The organism is Stenotrophomonas sp., from assembly GCF_032056425.1.
Lineage (GTDB): Bacteria > Pseudomonadota > Gammaproteobacteria > Xanthomonadales > Xanthomonadaceae > Stenotrophomonas.
The window spans coordinates 22,914-39,086 of sequence record NZ_DAMBCN010000005.1; the positions used below are offsets into that span (position 1 = coordinate 22,914).

20 protein-coding genes are annotated in these 16,173 nt (G+C 67.1%); 3 read left to right on the forward strand and 17 right to left on the reverse strand.

The genetic code is table 11. The features are described from left to right. Window positions 1-80: 80 nt before the first annotated feature. The 8 genes from hflX to rlmE all read right to left on the reverse strand — a co-directional run bounded on the left by hflX (window position 81) and on the right by rlmE (window position 7,728). Complete coding sequence (gene hflX, locus RTY46_RS05460; RefSeq protein ID WP_108752750.1) at window positions 81-1,391, reverse strand: ribosome rescue GTPase HflX; 1,311 nt, start codon at window positions 1,389-1,391, stop codon at window positions 81-83. Between the two features lie 14 nt (window positions 1,392-1,405). Then, on the reverse strand, window positions 1,406-1,681 hold the full coding sequence (hfq, locus tag RTY46_RS05465; protein WP_079221450.1) for an RNA chaperone Hfq: 276 nt from the start codon (window positions 1,679-1,681) through the stop codon (window positions 1,406-1,408). A 96-nt stretch (window positions 1,682-1,777) separates the two neighbouring features. Further along, entirely contained in the window at window positions 1,778-2,731 is a 954-nt protein-coding gene (gene miaA / locus RTY46_RS05470) for a tRNA (adenosine(37)-N6)-dimethylallyltransferase MiaA (protein ID WP_312707069.1), read from the reverse strand. After that, window positions 2,731-3,627, reverse strand: coding sequence for a dihydropteroate synthase (folP, locus tag RTY46_RS05475; RefSeq protein WP_312707070.1), 897 nt, complete (start codon window positions 3,625-3,627; stop codon window positions 2,731-2,733). Before folP ends, miaA begins: the two co-directional genes overlap by 1 nt. 399 nt (window positions 3,628-4,026) lie before the next feature. Next, window positions 4,027-4,530, reverse strand: coding sequence for a hypothetical protein (locus RTY46_RS05480; protein WP_312707072.1), 504 nt, complete (start codon window positions 4,528-4,530; stop codon window positions 4,027-4,029). Window positions 4,531-4,806: 276 nt separating this feature from the next. Further along, the gene (locus RTY46_RS05485) at window positions 4,807-4,995 is read right to left on the reverse strand and encodes a hypothetical protein (protein WP_108749239.1); all 189 of its coding nucleotides are present in this window, start codon (window positions 4,993-4,995) and stop codon (window positions 4,807-4,809) included. Window positions 4,996-5,090: 95 nt separating this feature from the next. Continuing rightward, a complete protein-coding gene (ftsH, locus tag RTY46_RS05490; protein ID WP_312707073.1) occupies window positions 5,091-7,028 on the reverse strand; it encodes an ATP-dependent zinc metalloprotease FtsH in 1,938 nt (645 codons plus the stop codon). Between the two features lie 67 nt (window positions 7,029-7,095). Further along, window positions 7,096-7,728, reverse strand: a complete 633-nt coding sequence (gene rlmE / locus RTY46_RS05495) for a 23S rRNA (uridine(2552)-2'-O)-methyltransferase RlmE (RefSeq protein WP_005409014.1) — start codon at window positions 7,726-7,728, stop codon at window positions 7,096-7,098. 64 nt (window positions 7,729-7,792) lie between these two features. Between rlmE and yhbY the strand changes: the two genes are divergently transcribed. After that, complete coding sequence (gene yhbY / locus RTY46_RS05500) at window positions 7,793-8,098, forward strand: ribosome assembly RNA-binding protein YhbY (RefSeq protein ID WP_108752746.1); 306 nt, start codon at window positions 7,793-7,795, stop codon at window positions 8,096-8,098. A gap of 12 nt (window positions 8,099-8,110) precedes the next feature. Continuing rightward, window positions 8,111-8,485, forward strand: coding sequence for an Mth938-like domain-containing protein (locus RTY46_RS05505; protein WP_312707074.1), 375 nt, complete (start codon window positions 8,111-8,113; stop codon window positions 8,483-8,485). Window positions 8,486-8,532: 47 nt separating this feature from the next. Here the strand turns inward: RTY46_RS05505 and RTY46_RS05510 are convergent, their stop codons facing one another. Genes RTY46_RS05510 through surE form a run of 4 tightly spaced genes read right to left on the reverse strand, consistent with a single transcriptional unit; the run spans window position 8,533 to window position 11,399 of the window. After that, on the reverse strand, window positions 8,533-9,315 hold the full coding sequence (locus tag RTY46_RS05510) for a peptidoglycan DD-metalloendopeptidase family protein (protein WP_312707076.1): 783 nt from the start codon (window positions 9,313-9,315) through the stop codon (window positions 8,533-8,535). After that, on the reverse strand, window positions 9,312-9,926 hold the full coding sequence (locus RTY46_RS05515; protein ID WP_312707077.1) for a YqaA family protein: 615 nt from the start codon (window positions 9,924-9,926) through the stop codon (window positions 9,312-9,314). The genes RTY46_RS05510 and RTY46_RS05515 overlap by 4 nt, the downstream gene beginning before the upstream one ends. Window positions 9,927-9,945: 19 nt before the next feature. Beyond that, on the reverse strand, window positions 9,946-10,623 hold the full coding sequence (locus tag RTY46_RS05520; protein WP_312707078.1) for a protein-L-isoaspartate(D-aspartate) O-methyltransferase: 678 nt from the start codon (window positions 10,621-10,623) through the stop codon (window positions 9,946-9,948). Beyond that, on the reverse strand, window positions 10,620-11,399 hold the full coding sequence (gene surE / locus RTY46_RS05525) for a 5'/3'-nucleotidase SurE (RefSeq protein WP_312707238.1): 780 nt from the start codon (window positions 11,397-11,399) through the stop codon (window positions 10,620-10,622). Before surE ends, RTY46_RS05520 begins: the two co-directional genes overlap by 4 nt. 209 nt (window positions 11,400-11,608) lie before the next feature. Here surE and RTY46_RS05530 point away from each other — a divergent pair, with 209 nt between their 5' ends. Then, entirely contained in the window at window positions 11,609-12,148 is a 540-nt protein-coding gene (locus RTY46_RS05530; RefSeq protein ID WP_312707079.1) for a Smr/MutS family protein, read from the forward strand. Between the two features lie 69 nt (window positions 12,149-12,217). On the opposite strand, the gene truD is transcribed toward RTY46_RS05530, so the two are convergent. Genes truD through eno form a run of 5 tightly spaced genes read right to left on the reverse strand, consistent with a single transcriptional unit; the run spans window position 12,218 to window position 16,120 of the window. Then, a complete protein-coding gene (truD, locus tag RTY46_RS05535; RefSeq protein ID WP_312707080.1) occupies window positions 12,218-13,249 on the reverse strand; it encodes a tRNA pseudouridine(13) synthase TruD in 1,032 nt (343 codons plus the stop codon). Beyond that, window positions 13,246-13,743 carry a 2-C-methyl-D-erythritol 2,4-cyclodiphosphate synthase gene (ispF, locus tag RTY46_RS05540; RefSeq protein WP_312707082.1) on the reverse strand — a complete coding sequence of 166 codons (498 nt, stop codon included), beginning with the start codon at window positions 13,741-13,743 and terminating at the stop codon, window positions 13,246-13,248. The genes truD and ispF overlap by 4 nt, the downstream gene beginning before the upstream one ends. Before the next feature lie 34 nt (window positions 13,744-13,777). Beyond that, window positions 13,778-14,476, reverse strand: coding sequence for a 2-C-methyl-D-erythritol 4-phosphate cytidylyltransferase (gene ispD, locus RTY46_RS05545; protein WP_312707083.1), 699 nt, complete (start codon window positions 14,474-14,476; stop codon window positions 13,778-13,780). Then, window positions 14,473-14,823 (reverse strand): cell division protein FtsB, encoded by a 351-nt coding sequence (gene ftsB, locus RTY46_RS05550; RefSeq protein ID WP_312707085.1) that lies wholly within the window; start codon window positions 14,821-14,823, stop codon window positions 14,473-14,475. The genes ispD and ftsB overlap by 4 nt, the downstream gene beginning before the upstream one ends. A 4-nt stretch (window positions 14,824-14,827) precedes the next feature. Continuing rightward, complete coding sequence (eno, locus tag RTY46_RS05555) at window positions 14,828-16,120, reverse strand: phosphopyruvate hydratase (RefSeq protein ID WP_312707087.1); 1,293 nt, start codon at window positions 16,118-16,120, stop codon at window positions 14,828-14,830. Window positions 16,121-16,173: the final 53 nt, after the last annotated feature.

The window sequence follows — 16,173 nt, forward strand, 5'->3', positions numbered from 1 at the left end:
TGTGCGACGGGGTCGGATCCCGCAAAGCGACGGGGTCGGATCCCGTTGCAAGGCAACGGGCTCTGACCCCAGCCCGGCCATCACCACTCCGGCAGTTTTTCCGGCAGCAATGCGCGGATCGGTGCGCCATCGGCGCTGGCCGCCAGCTTCTCGGCCTCGGCGATCGGCAGATCGACCTGCAGCAACCAGCCATCTTCATCGGCCTGCTCGCTGCGGATGACTTCCAGCTGGTGCAGGCGCGCACGCAGACGCCCGGCACTGGGCGGCAGACGCAGCTCGCCGGTCACGTGCTGCAGGCCCAGACGCCGGCCCAGTACGGTCTGCAGCAGCTCCAGGCCCTGCCCGTCACGCGCTGAGATCCAGACCCGCTCACGACGTGCCTCGTCGGGCACGCCGTCCTGGCCGTCGTGGCGCACCTGCGCGCCGTCAATGCGATCGATCTTGTTGAACACCAGCAACTGCGGCAGGTCGCCTGCACCCACCGCGGCCAGCACCTCGTCCACCTGGGCGATGCGCTCTTCGCGGTGCGGATCGGCCGCATCGACGATATGCAGCAGGAAATCCGCCTCGCGCGCCTCGGACAGGGTGGAGCGGAACGCCGCCACCAGGTCATGCGGCAGGTCGCGCACGAAGCCCACCGTGTCGGCCAGCACCACGTTGCCACCGGGCACCGCAATGCGCCGCACGGTCGGATCCAGGGTGGCAAACAGCTGGTCGGCCGCGTACGCCTCGGCACCGGTCAGCGCGTTGAACAGCGTGGATTTGCCGGCGTTGGTGTAGCCCACCAGGGCCACACGCGGCAGTTCGCTGCGCACGCGCGCACGGCGCATCTGGGTGCGCTGCACTTCCACCTTCTCCAGCCGCTTCTGCAGCTGTTCCACCCGCTTCTGCAGCAGGCGGCGGTCGGTTTCCAGCTGGGTTTCACCCGGGCCCCGCAGGCCGATCGAGCCACCGCGCTGGCGCTCCAGGTGGGTCCAGCCGCGCACCAGACGCGTTGCGATATGGCGCAACTGCGCCAGCTCGACCTGCAGCTTGCCTTCGTGGCTGTGCGCACGCTGGGCGAAGATGTCCAGGATCAGACCGGTGCGGTCGATCACCCGGCGTTCCAGGAACCGTTCCAGGTTGCGTTCCTGGCCCGGGCTGAGTGCGTGGTTGACCAGGATCAGGTCAGCGCCGGTCGCCTCGACCGCCGCCTTGATCTCGTCCAGCTTGCCGCTGCCGATCAGGGTGGACGGATTGGGTCGGTCCAGGCGTGCAGTGATGGTCGCGGCGATGCTGGCCCCGGCCGAGCGGGCCAGATCGCCGAATTCTTCCAGCACATCCTCTTCCAGCTTGCCGAAGTGCGGCTGGATCAGCAGGGCATGTTCGCCCCGTTTCGAGCGGTCAAACATTCACCGCTCCATTGTTACTCGTCTGCTTCATCACCCGCCTGACCATTTTCACCCGACTGCACGTAGCCGCCACCGGGGCCGACCTTGACGTTACGCGCCGGCACCACCGTGGAGATGGCGTGCTTGTAGACCATCTGGCTGACGGTATTGCGCAGCAGGACCACGAACTGATCGAACGACTCGATCGTGCCCTGCAGCTTGATACCGTTGACCAGATACACCGAAACCGGCACGCGTTCGCGCCGCAGTGCGTTCAGGAAAGGATCCTGCAGCGATTGTCCCTTGGACATTGCATACTCCTGATTATTGTTCTTATTGGGTGGCCGACACGTGCTGCGCCCCCAGGCCGCACGCCGGACCATGATGGTACACGGCCCAACGCCCGTTCAGCGTGCGACGAAGGTCGCGACTGCGTCGGCCAGCCGCTCGTGGTCGATATGAGGGTCGAACCAGCGGGCATCAAGCTCGCCGCGCAGCCAGGTCAGCTGTCGCTTGGCCAGTTGCCGGGTGGCGAAGATGCCCTTGTCGCGGAAGCCGGCAGCCGTGCCCTGCCCGTCCAGGAACTCCCAGGCCTGGCGGTAGCCGACCGCACGCACGGCGGGCAGGTCCAGCGGCGCGCTCACGGCGGCCATCTGCGGCAGGGCGCGCAGGGCGCGCACTTCGTCCAGGAACCCCTGCGCCAGCATGGCGTCGAAACGGGCTTCGATGCGCTGGTGCAGCACGGCGCGCTCACGCGGGGCCAGGATCAGCTTCAAGGTGCGCACCGGCAACGGCGCGACACCCCGTTGGCGCTGCAGTTCGCTGATCGGGGTGCCGGTCAGCCGATACACCTCCAGCGCCCGCTGGATACGCTGCGGGTCGGTGGCGTGGATACGCGCCGCCGCGGCCGGATCGAGCGCCGCCAGGTCGTTGTGCAGGGCAGCCCAGCCACGCTCGGCCGCCTCTGCCGCCAACGCTTCGCGCACACCCGGATCAGCTTCCGGCATTGGCGACAGCCCCTGCAGCAGGGCCCGGAAGTACAGGCCGGTGCCCCCCGCCAGGATCGGCGTGCGGCCTCGCGCCACGATGCCGGCCACGACGCGTGCCGCATCGGCGGCGAACTCTGCTGCCGAATAGGTCTGCCACGGATCGCGCAGGTCCAGCAGGTGGTGGGGGGCCTGCGCGCGTTCGGCGGCGTCAGGTTTGGCCGAGCCGATATCCAGCCCACGGTAGACCAGCGCCGAATCGACACTGACGATCTCGCCGTCCAACTGCTTTGCCAGAGCGATCGCGGTGGCGGTCTTGCCGCTGGCGGTCGGCCCCATCACGGCGATCGCCAGCGGTCGCCGGTCGGCGGCCATCAGTCTTCGTCCGGCCAGCGGATCGCCGGGGTGGCGTCCACGCGCGGGGCGGGCACGTCCGCGACCGCCTGCCAGATCTTCAACGCATCGACCGTGGCGGCGACGTCGTGCACGCGCACGATGCGCGCACCGCGCTGCACCGCGATCAGGTGCGCGGCAACCGACGCGGCGACGCGCTCGGATGGCACCTGACGCCCGGTCAGCTCGCCCAGGCTGCGCTTGCGCGACAGGCCAGCCAGCATCGGCACGCCCAGTTCCAGGAAGCGCTCGCAACGGGCCAGCAGGGTCATGTTGTGCGCGGTGGTCTTGCCGAAGCCGAAGCCGAGGTCGATGACCAGGTGCTTCTTGGCGATGCCGGCCATTTCGGCGGCGAACAGGCGCTGCACCAGGAAGCCATGCACCTCGGCCACCACGTCGTCGTAATGCGGTTCGGCCTGCATGTTGCCCGGCTCGCCCTGCATGTGCATCAGCACCACCGGCACCCCCGCGGCGGCGGCGGCTTCCAGCGCGCCTTCCTGGCGCAGGCCGTAGATGTCATTGATCATGCCCGCGCCAGCGGCCACGGCCGCGCGCATCACCTCCGGTTTGAAGGTGTCGATGCTGATCGGCACCTGGGTGCGGGCAGCCAGCTGCTCGATCACCGGTAGTACGCGCTGCAGTTCTTCTTGGACCGATACCGGGGCGGCGCCGGGGCGGGTCGATTCGCCACCGATGTCGAGCAGGTCGGCGCCCTCCTCCACCAGTTTCAGACCATGGGCGACGGCGGCGTCAGTGCTGTCATGCGCGCCGCCGTCGGAGAACGAGTCGGGGGTGACGTTGACGATGCCCATGACCCGGGCACGATCCAGGCGCAGGATGCGGCCGGCGCAATCGAGCTGGGGAGAGATATCGAACATGGGCGATCCTGCAGGCAACGGCGCTTAGTTTAGTGCGGCAGGGCTGCGCCCTGCACCCTTGTAGAGTCGAGCCGTGCTCGACTGAAGCAACGGCAACAGCCGAAGCAACGGCAGCAGCGGGTTTCCTGTGCGATGGCGGGGTGGGTCCGGTTGCGGGGGACGGCGCAAGTACGTCCATGTAGCCTCGGTCGCGCCATCCATGGCGCTCACGCCCCCGCAACCGGACCCACCCCGCCTTCGACGGTTTCCCGCGATCCGTCGGAACGGTACGGGGTCGGATCCCGTTGCTGCGCAACGGGCTCCGACCCCAAATGAATATCGATATCTGACAGATTCATCCACGCATGGCGTGGATCTACTGGCCGCCGGCCAACTCTCGAAGGTGGGGAGGTTTCCGGATCAGAGGTTACCCAGGCGCGCATTGTCTACCGGGGCAGCCAACCACCCAGCCAGGTCTTCGCCAATCGCGTTGACGGTGCGGTCCACCACGGTGCAGGACCCCTTGAAGCCGGCAAAGGCGCCGCCGCGGGACACCCGGCGTGCCGTGACCGTTGCGATCTGGCGACCATCCTCATACAGCACGCCACGCACTGCAGCAGACTTGAAGTGCCCGGTAAAGGCGTTGCCTGCACTCTGCGCCTCGACCAGTTCGAGCTTCAACGAGCGGCCGCTGCCGCTGTCGGCCCCTACCGGCCCGGACACAATGGTGTTGCCGTGGCGGCTGGCGTTGGAAGCCAGCGACTGCGCAAGCGTGGCGCCGATGCTGCACTCGCTCTTGATGGCCTCGGCGATGATCGCCGATTCACTGAAAGGGACCGGCTGGACGACGCGGATTTCAGCGGCGGCGGCGGGCAGAACAAGCGTCGCCAGCCCTGCCAGGGCAAGCGGAAGCAGCAGTTTCATGGTAATCCCCTGTAGACCCGGCCTCCCCCTATGGCGGCCGTGGTGGCGCATCCTGACCCGCAGCAGCGGTAAGACGCAAGGCCCGCCCAATCCACGCATGGCGTGGATCTACCGTGTCGACCAAGGTCGACACCTACCCACGGCACACGGAATCTGTCAGAGGTGGGGCGGTGGCGGATTGCGGGGTGTCAGCCGCATGGATGCGGCTGACAAGCCTTGCTCTTGCTGTTGCTTGAGGCCTCGGCGGGCACAGGGCGCAGCCCTGCCGGCAAACCCTCAGCGCGGGCGGCGGCGCTTCCGGTCGACGTACAGGGTCTTGATGATGCTCAGGACAATACCAACGCCGATGCCGACGCCGCAGCCCAGCAGCAGGTTGTCCAGGGTCAGCCCGACCACGACACCCACGATCGTGGCGATGACCATTTCAACAGTGTGCGAGATCGGCTGCGGCGGGGGAATGGACATGCGGGCTCCAGCGAAAGACAGGGGTACGGGGTGTGGCGCGGAAACAACGAGGCCGGGTTGCCCCGGCCTCGTCTGCGTTCAGCGGTGGCAGGCCGTCAGTGTGACTCGGCCGGGCCGGCGATCGGCGGCAGCGGACGGGCGTCGCCGCCCTTGTCGTTGCTGCCACCATCCTTGTTGGACTTGTTCCAACCCATCGGCGGCGGCGGGTCGCGACCTTCCATGATCGCGTCGATCTGCGGCGCGTCGATGGTTTCGTACTGCAGCAGCAGCTGCGACATGGTGTGCAGCTTGTCCAGGTTGTCGGTCAGCAGCTGCGTGGTGCGTGCGTAGGCGTCATCGAGGATGCTGCGCACTTCCTCGTCGATGCGGCGCGCGGTGTCGTTGGACACGCTCTTGTGCTGGGTGACCGAACGGCCCAGGAACACCTCGTCGTCCTCTTCGCCATAGGCGATCGGGCCGAGCTGTTCGGACAGGCCCCACTTGGTGACCATGTTGCGGGCCATCTTGGTAGCACGCTCGATGTCGTTGGACGCACCGGTGGTGACCTTGTCGGCGCCGAAGATCAGCTCTTCGGCCACGCGGCCGCCGTACAGCGAGCACAGCTGCGACTTGATCGCCACGCGGTTCATCGAGTACTTGTCGCCTTCCGGCAGGTACATGGTCACGCCCAGCGCGCGGCCGCGCGGGATGATCGTGACCTTGTAGACAGGGTCGTGCTCGGGCACCAGGCGGCCGACGATGGCATGGCCGGCCTCGTGGTAGGCGGTGAGGGTCTTCTCCTCCTCGCTCATGGCCATCGAGCGGCGCTCGGCACCCATCAGGATCTTGTCGCGGGCACGGTCGAAGTGGTCCATGCGGACATCCTTCTCGTTGCCACGCGCGGCAAACAGGGCCGCCTCGTTGCAGAGGTTGGCCAGGTCGGCGCCGGAGAAGCCCGGGGTACCGCGCGCGATCACCATCGGCTCGACGTCGTCGGCCAGCGGCAGCTTGCGCATATGCACCTTCAGGATGTGCTCGCGGCCCTTCACGTCCGGCAGGCCGACCACGACCTGGCGGTCGAAGCGACCCGGCCGCAGCAGCGCCGGGTCCAGCACGTCGGGACGGTTGGTCGCGGCGATCACGATCACGCCTTCGCCACCTTCGAAACCGTCCATCTCGACCAGCAGCTGGTTCAGGGTCTGCTCGCGCTCGTCGTGACCGCCGCCCAGGCCGGCGCCGCGATGGCGACCGACGGCGTCGATTTCATCAATGAAGATGATGCACGGCGCGTGCTTCTTGGCCTGCTCGAACATGTCGCGCACGCGGCTGGCGCCGACGCCGACGAACATTTCCACGAAATCCGAACCGGAGATCGAGAAGAACGGCACCTTGGCTTCGCCGGCGATGGCCTTGGCCAGCAGCGTCTTGCCGGTACCCGGCGGGCCGACCATCAGCACGCCGCGCGGAATCTTGCCGCCCAGCTTGGTGAACTTGGACGGATCACGCAGGAAGTCGACCAGTTCGCCCACTTCTTCCTTGGCCTCGTCGCAACCGGCAACGTCGGCGAAAGTCACCTTGATCTGGTCTTCGCCCTGCAGCTTGGCCCGCGACTTGCCGAAGGACATCGCGCCCTTGGCACCGCCGCCGCCGCCCTGCATCTGGCGCATGATGAACAGCCAGAAGCCGATGATCAGGATGACCGGCAGGAAGTTCATCAGGATGGCCGCGAAGGAAATGCCGCTGGACGGCTGTTCCTGCACGATGTCCACGTTCTTGGTGCGCAGCACGTTGATCAGGTCGCGATCAGCCGGCGCGGACACCGTGGCCGTCTGGCCACCGCGGGTGGTGTAGGTGATTTCGTTGGTCAGGCCGCGCGAGTCGCCACCGAAAGTGACCTTCTGCACGTTGCCGCTGTCCACTTGGTCCAGGAACTGCGAATACGATGCGGCCTGCGCCCCGGCCCCGGAGGACTTGGGCGAGAAGCTCTGGAAGACCACCATCAGCACGACGGCGACGACCACCCATAGCAGGAGGTTCTTGGTCAAGTCGTTCATCCTCATTGGCTCCAGCGTTCCTCTTTCAGTGCGGGCATTGCGTTGGGGTCGAGCTTACGGGTCGAGCTTACTTCATGTGGGCGCGTTTTCCCTGACCCAAGGCGTAGACCTCGGGGGAACGCTTGCGCGAGGCTTCCGGCTTGCGGATGGAGACCTTGTCGTAACGACGGCGCATGTCGCGCACGTAGTCGTCAAAGCCCTCGCCCTGGAACAGCTTGATCAGGAACGCCCCACCGGTCTTCAGGTGGTTGTCGGCGAAATCCAGCGCCAGCTCGGCCAAGTGCATCATCCGCGGCTGGTCGACCGCGCCTACACCACTCTTATTGGGGGCCATGTCCGACAGCACAAGGTCTACCGGCTGATCGCCCAGCATGGCTTCGAACTGCGATAGGACGGCTTCTTCCCTGAAGTCACCGTGAAGGAACTCCACGCCAGCCAGCGGCGGCATGTCCAGGATGTCCAGGGCGAGCACACGGCCCGTGTCGCCAATCTGTCTCCGAACCTGCTGAGACCAGCCGCCCGGCGCGGCGCCGAGATCGACCACGACCATATGCGGCTTCAGCAACCGGTCACGTTCGAGCAGTTCTTCGAGCTTGTAGGCCGCGCGCGAGCGCATGCCTTCGGCCTGTGCCTTCTTCACGAAGGGGTCGGAGAAGTGTTCCTTGAGCCAGCGCTGGCTGCTTTTGCTGCGGGTAGCCATTGGAAATAGGGGGTTACGGGGTGGTCATGATACCCTGATCACCCCATTCAACCGTGTTTTCTGCATGCCCATCGCCCTGACCGCTTCCCAGACCCGTTTCCTGCGCGGCCAAGCCCACGATCTGAAGGCACTGCTGCAGACCGGCGGCAAGGGCATCACGCCCGCGTTCATCGCCGAGCTGAACGAGGTGCTGGAGCGCCACGAACTGGTCAAAGTGAAGGTGGCCGCTGAAGATCGCGACGCCCGAGACGTGATGATCGGCGAGATCGTCGAGGCGACCGAAGCCGCGCTGGTGCAGCGCATCGGCCATGTGGCCGTGCTCTACCGCCCCAGCAAGGAACAGCGCCAGATCGTGCTTCCGCGCGGCTGATCGCCCTGCCCCATGCAGCTGAACCACGAACCGCCTGATTACGCTTACAGCCTGCGCGCGGCCGATGGCCGTAGCGCGCGGGTGAATGACCAGTCCCTGTCCAGCAGCTTCTTCCTGACCCCGGACCAGCTGGCAACGGACTGGCCGGTGCTGCGTTCCGCCGATCTGCAGGTGGCCGATCTGGAGCCCATCCTGGCGCTGAACCCGGCGCTGATCGTTCTGGGCACCGGCGATCGCCAGGTGTTCCCGCCCGCCGTGGTGATGGCCGCGTGCCTGTCGCGTGGCATCGGCCTGGAAGTGATGAACAATCCAGCCGCCGCGCGCACGTTCAACATTCTTGCGGGTGAAGGCCGCAAGGTGGCCGCGGCCTTCATCCTGGAAGGTTGATACCGGAGCCGCCGGGCGTGGCCCGGCGCTACCCGTATCTGCCCGCGCTAGCGCGCCGGCAGATATTGCTGCGGGTCGACCGGCTTGCCGTTGTAACGAATCTCGAAGTGCAGCATGTCGCGGTTGGCGCCGGTGCGGCCCATTTCCGCGATCTGCTCGCCGGCTTTCACGTTCTGCCCTTCGTTCACCAGACGCTTGCGGTTGTGGCCATAGGCCGACAGCCACTGGTCGTTGTGCTTGATGATGATCAGTTCGCCGTAGCCCACCAGGCCCGCGCCGGAGTACACCACCACACCGTTTGCCGCCGCGCGGACCGGGGCACCGCTGCTGCCGGCGATGTCCACGCCCTGCTTGGTGGCATCGCCGGCCACATAACGCCCCACCACGGCACCATCGGCCGGCCAGCGCCAGGCGATGCTGCTTTTCACCGGGGTTGCCGGGGTCGCGCTGGGCGCGGGCGTTGCGCTGCTGCCAGTGCCGGTGGCTGGACGCGGCGCGGTGACCACGGTGGTGGGCGCGCGACCGCTGCCCGCGCCCTGCGGATACAGGCGGATGACCTGGCCCGGATAGATCTGCGAGGGGTTGTCGAGGCGGTTCCAGGCAATCAGGTCGGCCGGCGTGATGTCATGGATGCGGGCCAGCGCATAGATGGTGTCGCCCTTGCGCACCACCACGGTCTGCCCCGGCTTGGGCACTGACGTCTTTGGCGTACTGGCCGCGGCGCCGCCACCCGGGCGGACCACCGTGGCGGTGCCGCAGGCAGCCAGCGAGGAAACCAGCAACGCCAGCGCGCCGATGCGCACTCCCTTGCCCAGACCTTGTGCATTCATGCGAACTTCGACCTCCATACAAGCCAGGCAACCAGCGCCACCACCATCACGGTGGCGATCCAGCCCAGCGGTTCAATCCAGCGCCGCAGCGCAGCTTCAGCGCGCGGGCCGCCAATACGGATCACAGCAGCCAGAACGTACACGCGCTTGCCACGCCCGATCAGCATGCTCAAAAGATACTGTGGCATCGGCACACCGACGATACCCGATGCCCACGTGAAGACCTTCATCGGGATCGGCATGAAGCCGCCCAGCACGAGGAAGGTAAACACTGCCCACGGCGATTCGGCCATCTTCGCCTGCACGGTGGCAATGCCGTCTTCGATCGCGGGCAACATGCCCATCAGCTCGAACAGCGGCTTCACCGCCTCGAAGGCGTAGTGGCCCAGGGCGTAACCGATGACCGCGCCCACCATCGAACCAGCCAGGCTGAGCGTGGCAAACCACCAGCCGCGCTTGGGCTGGGCCACGCACATCGGCGCCAGCATCACTTCCGGCATGACCGGGAAAATGATCGCTTCGAAGAAGCTCAGCACGGTCAGATACGTCGGTGCGCGCTCGTGCGCCGCCCATTTCATCGCCCGCTCGTACAGCGGCCCGAAAATCTTCATGCAAGCCCGCTCCCTGGATTCAATCAAGCATGCCGGACAGCAGCGGCACGAAAGTGACCGGTGCCAGCACGCGCTGTTCAATACTGCCGTCGGCCTTGCGATCCAGCTGCACCAGCGACTGCCCGCCAGGGCCACCGACCGGCGCGACCAGGCGCCCGCCCACGGCCAACTGTTCCACCAACGCCTCGACCAGAGCCGGAGCCGCTGCGGTGACCACCACCGCGTCGTACGGGCCGTGCTCGGCCCAGCCCACACGGCCGTCGTCATGCTTGGTGCGGATGTTCATGCCCAGTGCGCGGAAGCGCTTGCGGGCCTGCCGCAGCAGGTCACCAATGCGCTCCACGGTGTAGACCTCCAGCCCCACCGCGCCGAGCACAGCCGCCTGGTAGCCCGAGCCCGTGCCCACTTCCAGTACGTTCTTCGGTGATACCTGCAGCACCGCCTCGGTCATGCGTGCGACCACCCAGGGTTGCGAGATGGTCTGCCCGTGGCCGATCGGCAGCGCGGTATCTTCATAAGCCCGTGACGCCAGGGCCTCATCGATGAACAGATGGCGCGGCACCACCCGGATGGCATTGAGCGTGGTTTCGTCGGCAATGCCGGCCTCGCGCAGACGATCGACCAGGCGGTCGCGCACGCGCTGCGAGGTCATGCCGATGCCAACCGCTTCCGGCTGCAGGCGCAGGCGCGGGCTCATGCCGGCTGGTCCAGCGCGGCGCTCAGGCCACCGACCCAGCTGGCCACCTTCTCCAGAGCCTGGTAGCGGGTCAGGTCGACCTGGATGGGGGTGATCGAAATGTGCCCGGTGCGCACGGCATGGAAGTCGGTGCCGGGGCCGGAGTCCTGCTCGCGGCCGGCCGGACCGATCCAGTACACCTCGTTGCCGCGCGGATCTTTCTGCGCGATGCACCCTTCGGCACGGTGGCGGTTACCCAGGCGCGTCACTTCAAATCCCTTCACCTCACCCCACGGCAGGTCCGGCACGTTGACGTTGAGGATGGTGTCGGCCGGCAGCGGGTCGGCCTTGAGCCGGGCGACGATTTCCACGGCGGCGCGCGCGGCGGTCTCGAAATGCTTCGGATCGTGGTTGCGGCTGACCAGCGATATGGCGACCGCCGGCAGGCCCAGGAAGCGCCCCTCCATGGCGGCCGAAACCGTGCCGGAGTAGATGACATCGTCGCCGAGGTTGGCCGCGTTGTTGATGCCTGACACGACGATGTCCGGTTCGAACTCGAGCAGCCCGGTCAGCGCCAGATGCACGCAATCGGTGGGTGTGCCTGCCACCGACACCGTGTAATGGTCGATGCGCTTGAGCCGGATCGGCAGATCCAGCGTCAGCGAATTGCTGGCGCCGGACCGGTCACGGTCAGGTGCGACCACCGTCACTTCGTGGCCGGCCTCGCGCAGTACCGTGGCCAGCATCCGGATGCCAGCGGCGTCGACGCCGTCGTCGTTGCTGACCAGAATCCGCATGTTCGATTTAACCGCTTGATTTTCCAAGAATTCGATTCCATCACCTTGCCGCGTGGGCGGGACCGGCAGCCGTCCCCTCGGGAACCGGCGATCTCGCAAGTGCGCCGGCTATTGTGCCGCAAGCAGGGCGCGGGTCCTACCCTGCCAGCGGTCACGGACGCGATTGAAACGCCATAGGCACCGCAGCGCCGGCGGTTTACCCTGTGCGCATGTCGCACCCAGAAGATGAAGACCCTGCCGCACTGTTCCGCGCGGCCATCGGCGAAGTCACCCCGCTGCGCAAGGATGCCGAACCGGCTCCGGCCGCGCCACGGCCCAAGCCGCGCGCGCGCATGGCCGAACGCGACGAACAGGAAGCGGCGGGCGAGTTCGCCCGTCTGCTGCGCGACAGCAGCCCGCTGGAGGCCGGTGATACCGCCAGCTACCGGCGCGAAACGCTGCCGCCGCGCATGTTCCAACGGCTGAAGCGCGGCCAGTATTCCGTGCAGGACGAGCTGGACCTGCATGGCGCCACCGCCGCGCAGGCCGAACTGCTGCTGCGGCAGTTCCTGCTGGAAGCGCACGCGCACGAGTTCGGCTGCGTGCGCATCATCCATGGCAAGGGCCTGCAGTCCGATGGCGGTGCGCCGGTGCTGAAGAACCTGGTGGACCGCCTGTTGCGGCTGCGCAACGATGTGCTGGCGTTTCATTCGGCGCCGGCCGGCCAAGGCGGCACCGGTGCAGTACTGGTGTTGTTGGCGCGGCGGTGAAGCATTCATCCACGCGTGGCGTGGATCTACTGGGCGCGATGGGCATGAATGCGCCGCACCACCGGGACCCTACCCCTGCGAGGCGTCCTCCACCGGACCCAGCTCATGCAGCACAGCCGTGGCATAGCAGCCTGGCGGCAGCGCAAAGGACAGTTCCAGCACATCGTCAGCCAGCCAATGGTGCTGCAGCAGCGCCGGGCGCAGGCGAAGTGCACGACGCTCCTGCTTCAGGCGGGCGTCTTCCAGGCCCGCACGCAGCGCCTTGGACTCGTCATCGTCCAGCGCACCCAGTTCCAGTTCGCGCGCGGCATCGGTGCTGCGCAGCTCGCCTTCACCCCACAGCGGGGCGCTGGGGTGGATGTCGAAGCGCGCCAGGCGTTCGGCCAGGGCATCACTGTACGGTTCGGGACCGAACACGCTGCGACTGCCGTCCAGCATCCACACCTCGCCCGGCAACGGCTGGTCCCAGTTGCCCTGCTCCACGCGCGCGGCCAGCACGCGGTTGAACAGCGCCGACCGGGCCGCCGACAGCAGCAGCGAACGCTGGTCCTTGCGCATGCGCCGACCGCCGAACATGGCCAGGGCCGCCGGCACGTTGCCGCCGTCGCGACCGAAGCGCTGCTCACCAAACCAGTTCGGCAGCCCGCGCTGCGCAATATGCTGCAGCCGTTCGCTGATCGCCGCCGCGTCACCCTGCACGTCGCGCAGGACCAGCTTGAACCGATTGCCGGCCAGGGCCCCGCGCTGCAGCTTTCGGTTGTGCCAGGTGACATCGATTACTTCGATCTCATCGCTGGCCAGTGCGGCCAGGTCAGGCGCCACCCGCTTGGGCAGGTGCACGCTGAAGCGCTGCGTGGTCACCGCGTGGCGGTCCTTCATGCCGGCATAGCTGACCGCCATCTCCGGCAGGCCGGCCCACGCGGCCAGCCGCTTGGCCACGTGCACGGTGTTGGCGCCGCGCTTGCGGATGTGCAGCAGCAGGTGCTCGCCCTCGCCCGTGGCCTCGAAGGCCGGCAGTTCGTCCACCTGGAAGTCTTCCGGCGTGCTGCGGATGCGTGCGCGCAGCAACGGCTCACCGAACGCCAACGGCACGGGAATCATGCGGCCACCAGCAGCACCACGGCCTGCGCGGCAATGCCCTCGCCACGCCCGGTGAAGCCCAGCTTCTCCGACGTGGTCGCCTTCACGCTGACGGCATCCAACGGCAGCTGCAGCAGATCGCCGATGCGTTCCCGCATGGCCAGCGCATGCGGGCCGACCTTGGGGCGCTCGCAGATGACCGTGATGTCGGTGTTGCCTACCCGCCAGCCGCGCTCGCGCAGCAGGCTGTCGCAGTGGCGCACGAAGTCGCTGCTGTCAGCGCCCTTCCAGCGATCATCGCTGGGCGGGAAATGCTGGCCGATGTCGCCCAACGCCAGTGCGCCCAGCATCGCATCGCAGAGCGCATGCAGAATCACGTCGCCATCGCTGTGGGCCAGGACGCCACAGATGTGCGGCACGTTCACGCCGCCAAGCATGATGTGGTCGCCTTCACCGAAGGCATGGACGTCGTAGCCCTGGCCGATACGGACAGGCGGGAACGGAGCGGTGCTCATGGATGCAACCCTTGCAGCAGGGCCGCGCGGGCGTTCAACCGGCGCGGCGGGAGAGTACGAATTCGAAACGGTCCAGATCGGCCGGCGTGGTGACCTTGAAATTGTCCTCGCTGCCTTCCACCAGCAGTGGGCGGTGGCCTTGGCGCTCCATGGCCATGGCCTCGTCGGTCACCTCGACATCGGCAGCGGCGGCATCGGCCAGCGCGCGGGCCAGCTGGTGGCGACGGAACAGCTGCGGCGTCAGCGCGCGCCAGAGGCGTGCGCGTGGCTCGGTGGCATCGATGCCGCCGTCGTCACCTGCACGCTTGAGCGTGTCGCGCACTGGCGCGGCCAGGATCGCACCGACCGGGTCTGCACGCCCCACTTCCAGCAGCCGACCCAGATCGGCCGGCGAAAGGTTCGGGCGCGCCGCGTCGTGCACCAGCACGAATTCATCGGCGCGCACGCTGTCAGGCAGCGCCTGCAGCCCGGCCAGCACCGATGCGGCGCGGGTGGCACCGCCGGTGCAGGTCAACACCGGCTTGCCGGCCCACTCGGTCCAGCCGGGCCAGTCGGCGTCTTCCGGACCCAGCACGACCATCACCCCGGCCACCGCCGGATGCGCCAGCAGCGCATCCAGGGTGTGGGCCAGCAGGATCCTGCCTCCCACCGGCAGGTACTGCTTGGGCAGCGGCGCACCGAAACGGGCGCCACGGCCAGCGGCCGGCACCACCACCCAGATGGCCGCGCTCATGGCACGTCCGCCGGGTGGTCGCCGGTCTGTGCCGCCACCGGAGCCGGTGCCGGCGGACGCGACGCGGCGTCCTCGACCACGCGATAGAACTTCTCGCCGGGCTTGATCATGCCCAGCTCGCTGCGTGCGCGCTCTTCGATGGCGGCCTGGCCTTCCTTCAGGTCCTTTACTTCCGCAGCCAACGCATCGTTGCGCTGCTGCAGACCTTCGTTGTCCCGTTCCTGGTTGGCGACCTGGGCTTCGAGCATCATCACTTCACCCGAATTGCCCGGGCCGAACCAGAAACGGTACTGCAGCCATGCCAGCAGCAGGGCCAGCACCAGCAGCAGCCAGCGCCAATCGCGCATGGGTTCAGCGCTTCAGCGAAACGAAGGCGTCACGACCGGCGTAACGCGCGCCGGCGCCGAGGGCTTCCTCGATGCGCAGCAGCTGGTTGTACTTGGCCACGCGATCGCTGCGGCACAGCGAACCGGTCTTGATCTGGGTGGCGGTGGTGGCAACCGAGATGTCGGCGATGGTGGTGTCTTCGGTTTCGCCCGAACGGTGCGAGACCACGGCGGCATAGCCGGCACGGTCGGCCATGGCGATCGCTTCCAGGGTTTCGCTGAGCGTACCGATCTGGTTGACCTTGATCAGGATCGCGTTGGCGGTGCCCGAATCGATGCCTTCCTGGAAGATCTTCGGGTTGGTGACGAACAGATCGTCGCCGACCAGCTGCACCTGCTTGCCGATGCGATCGGTCAGCAGCTTCCAGCCGGCCCAGTCGTTCTCGGCCAGGCCATCTTCAATGGTAATGATCGGGTACTGCGCAGCCCAGTCGGCCAGGAAGTCGACGAACTGCTCGGAGGTCAGGCGCTTGTTCTCGCCCACCAGGTTGTACTTGCCGTTTTCGAAGAATTCGCTGGAGGCCACGTCCAGGCCCAGCAGCACGTCTTCACCGGCGGTGTAACCGGCCTTGCCGATCGCTTCCAGGATGGTGTCCAGCGCTTCGACGTTGCTGCGGAAGTCCGGTGCGAAGCCGCCTTCATCGCCCACGGCGGTGCTCAGGCCGTGGCCCTTCAGCACCGACTTCAGCGAATGGAAGATTTCGGTGCCGGCGCGCAGCGCTTCGGAGAACGAGGTGAAGCCGACCGGCAGCACCATGAACTCCTGGAAATCGACGTTGTTGTCGGCGTGCGCACCGCCGTTGATGATGTTCATCATCGGCACCGGCAGCGACGGCGTGGCGCCGGTCTTGCCGGCCAGGTACTGCCACAGGGCCTGCTTGCTGGACGCGGCGGCGGCGTGCGCGGCAGCCATGGAAACACCCAGCAGCGCGTTGGCGCCCAGGCGCCCCTTGTTCTCGGTGCCGTCCAGATCGATCAGGCGACGGTCCAGGCCGGCCTGGTCGGTCGCTTCAAAGCCCTTCAGCGCGTTGGCGATGGCGCCATTGACGTTGTCGACGGCCTTGCGCACGCCCTTGCCCAGGTAACGGGTCTTGTCGCCGTCACGCAGCTCCACCGCTTCCTTGGTGCCGGTCGAGGCGCCGGAGGGGACTGCGGCGCGACCGAACGAACCGTCCTCCAGGATGACTTCGGCTTCCAGCGTGGGGTTGCCACGGCTGTCGAGGATTTCACGGGCGTGGATGCTGCGGATCGTACTCATGGTCGGGCCGGTTACCTGTAAGGAGAGGAGGCGACAAAACGAATGCCGCGTGA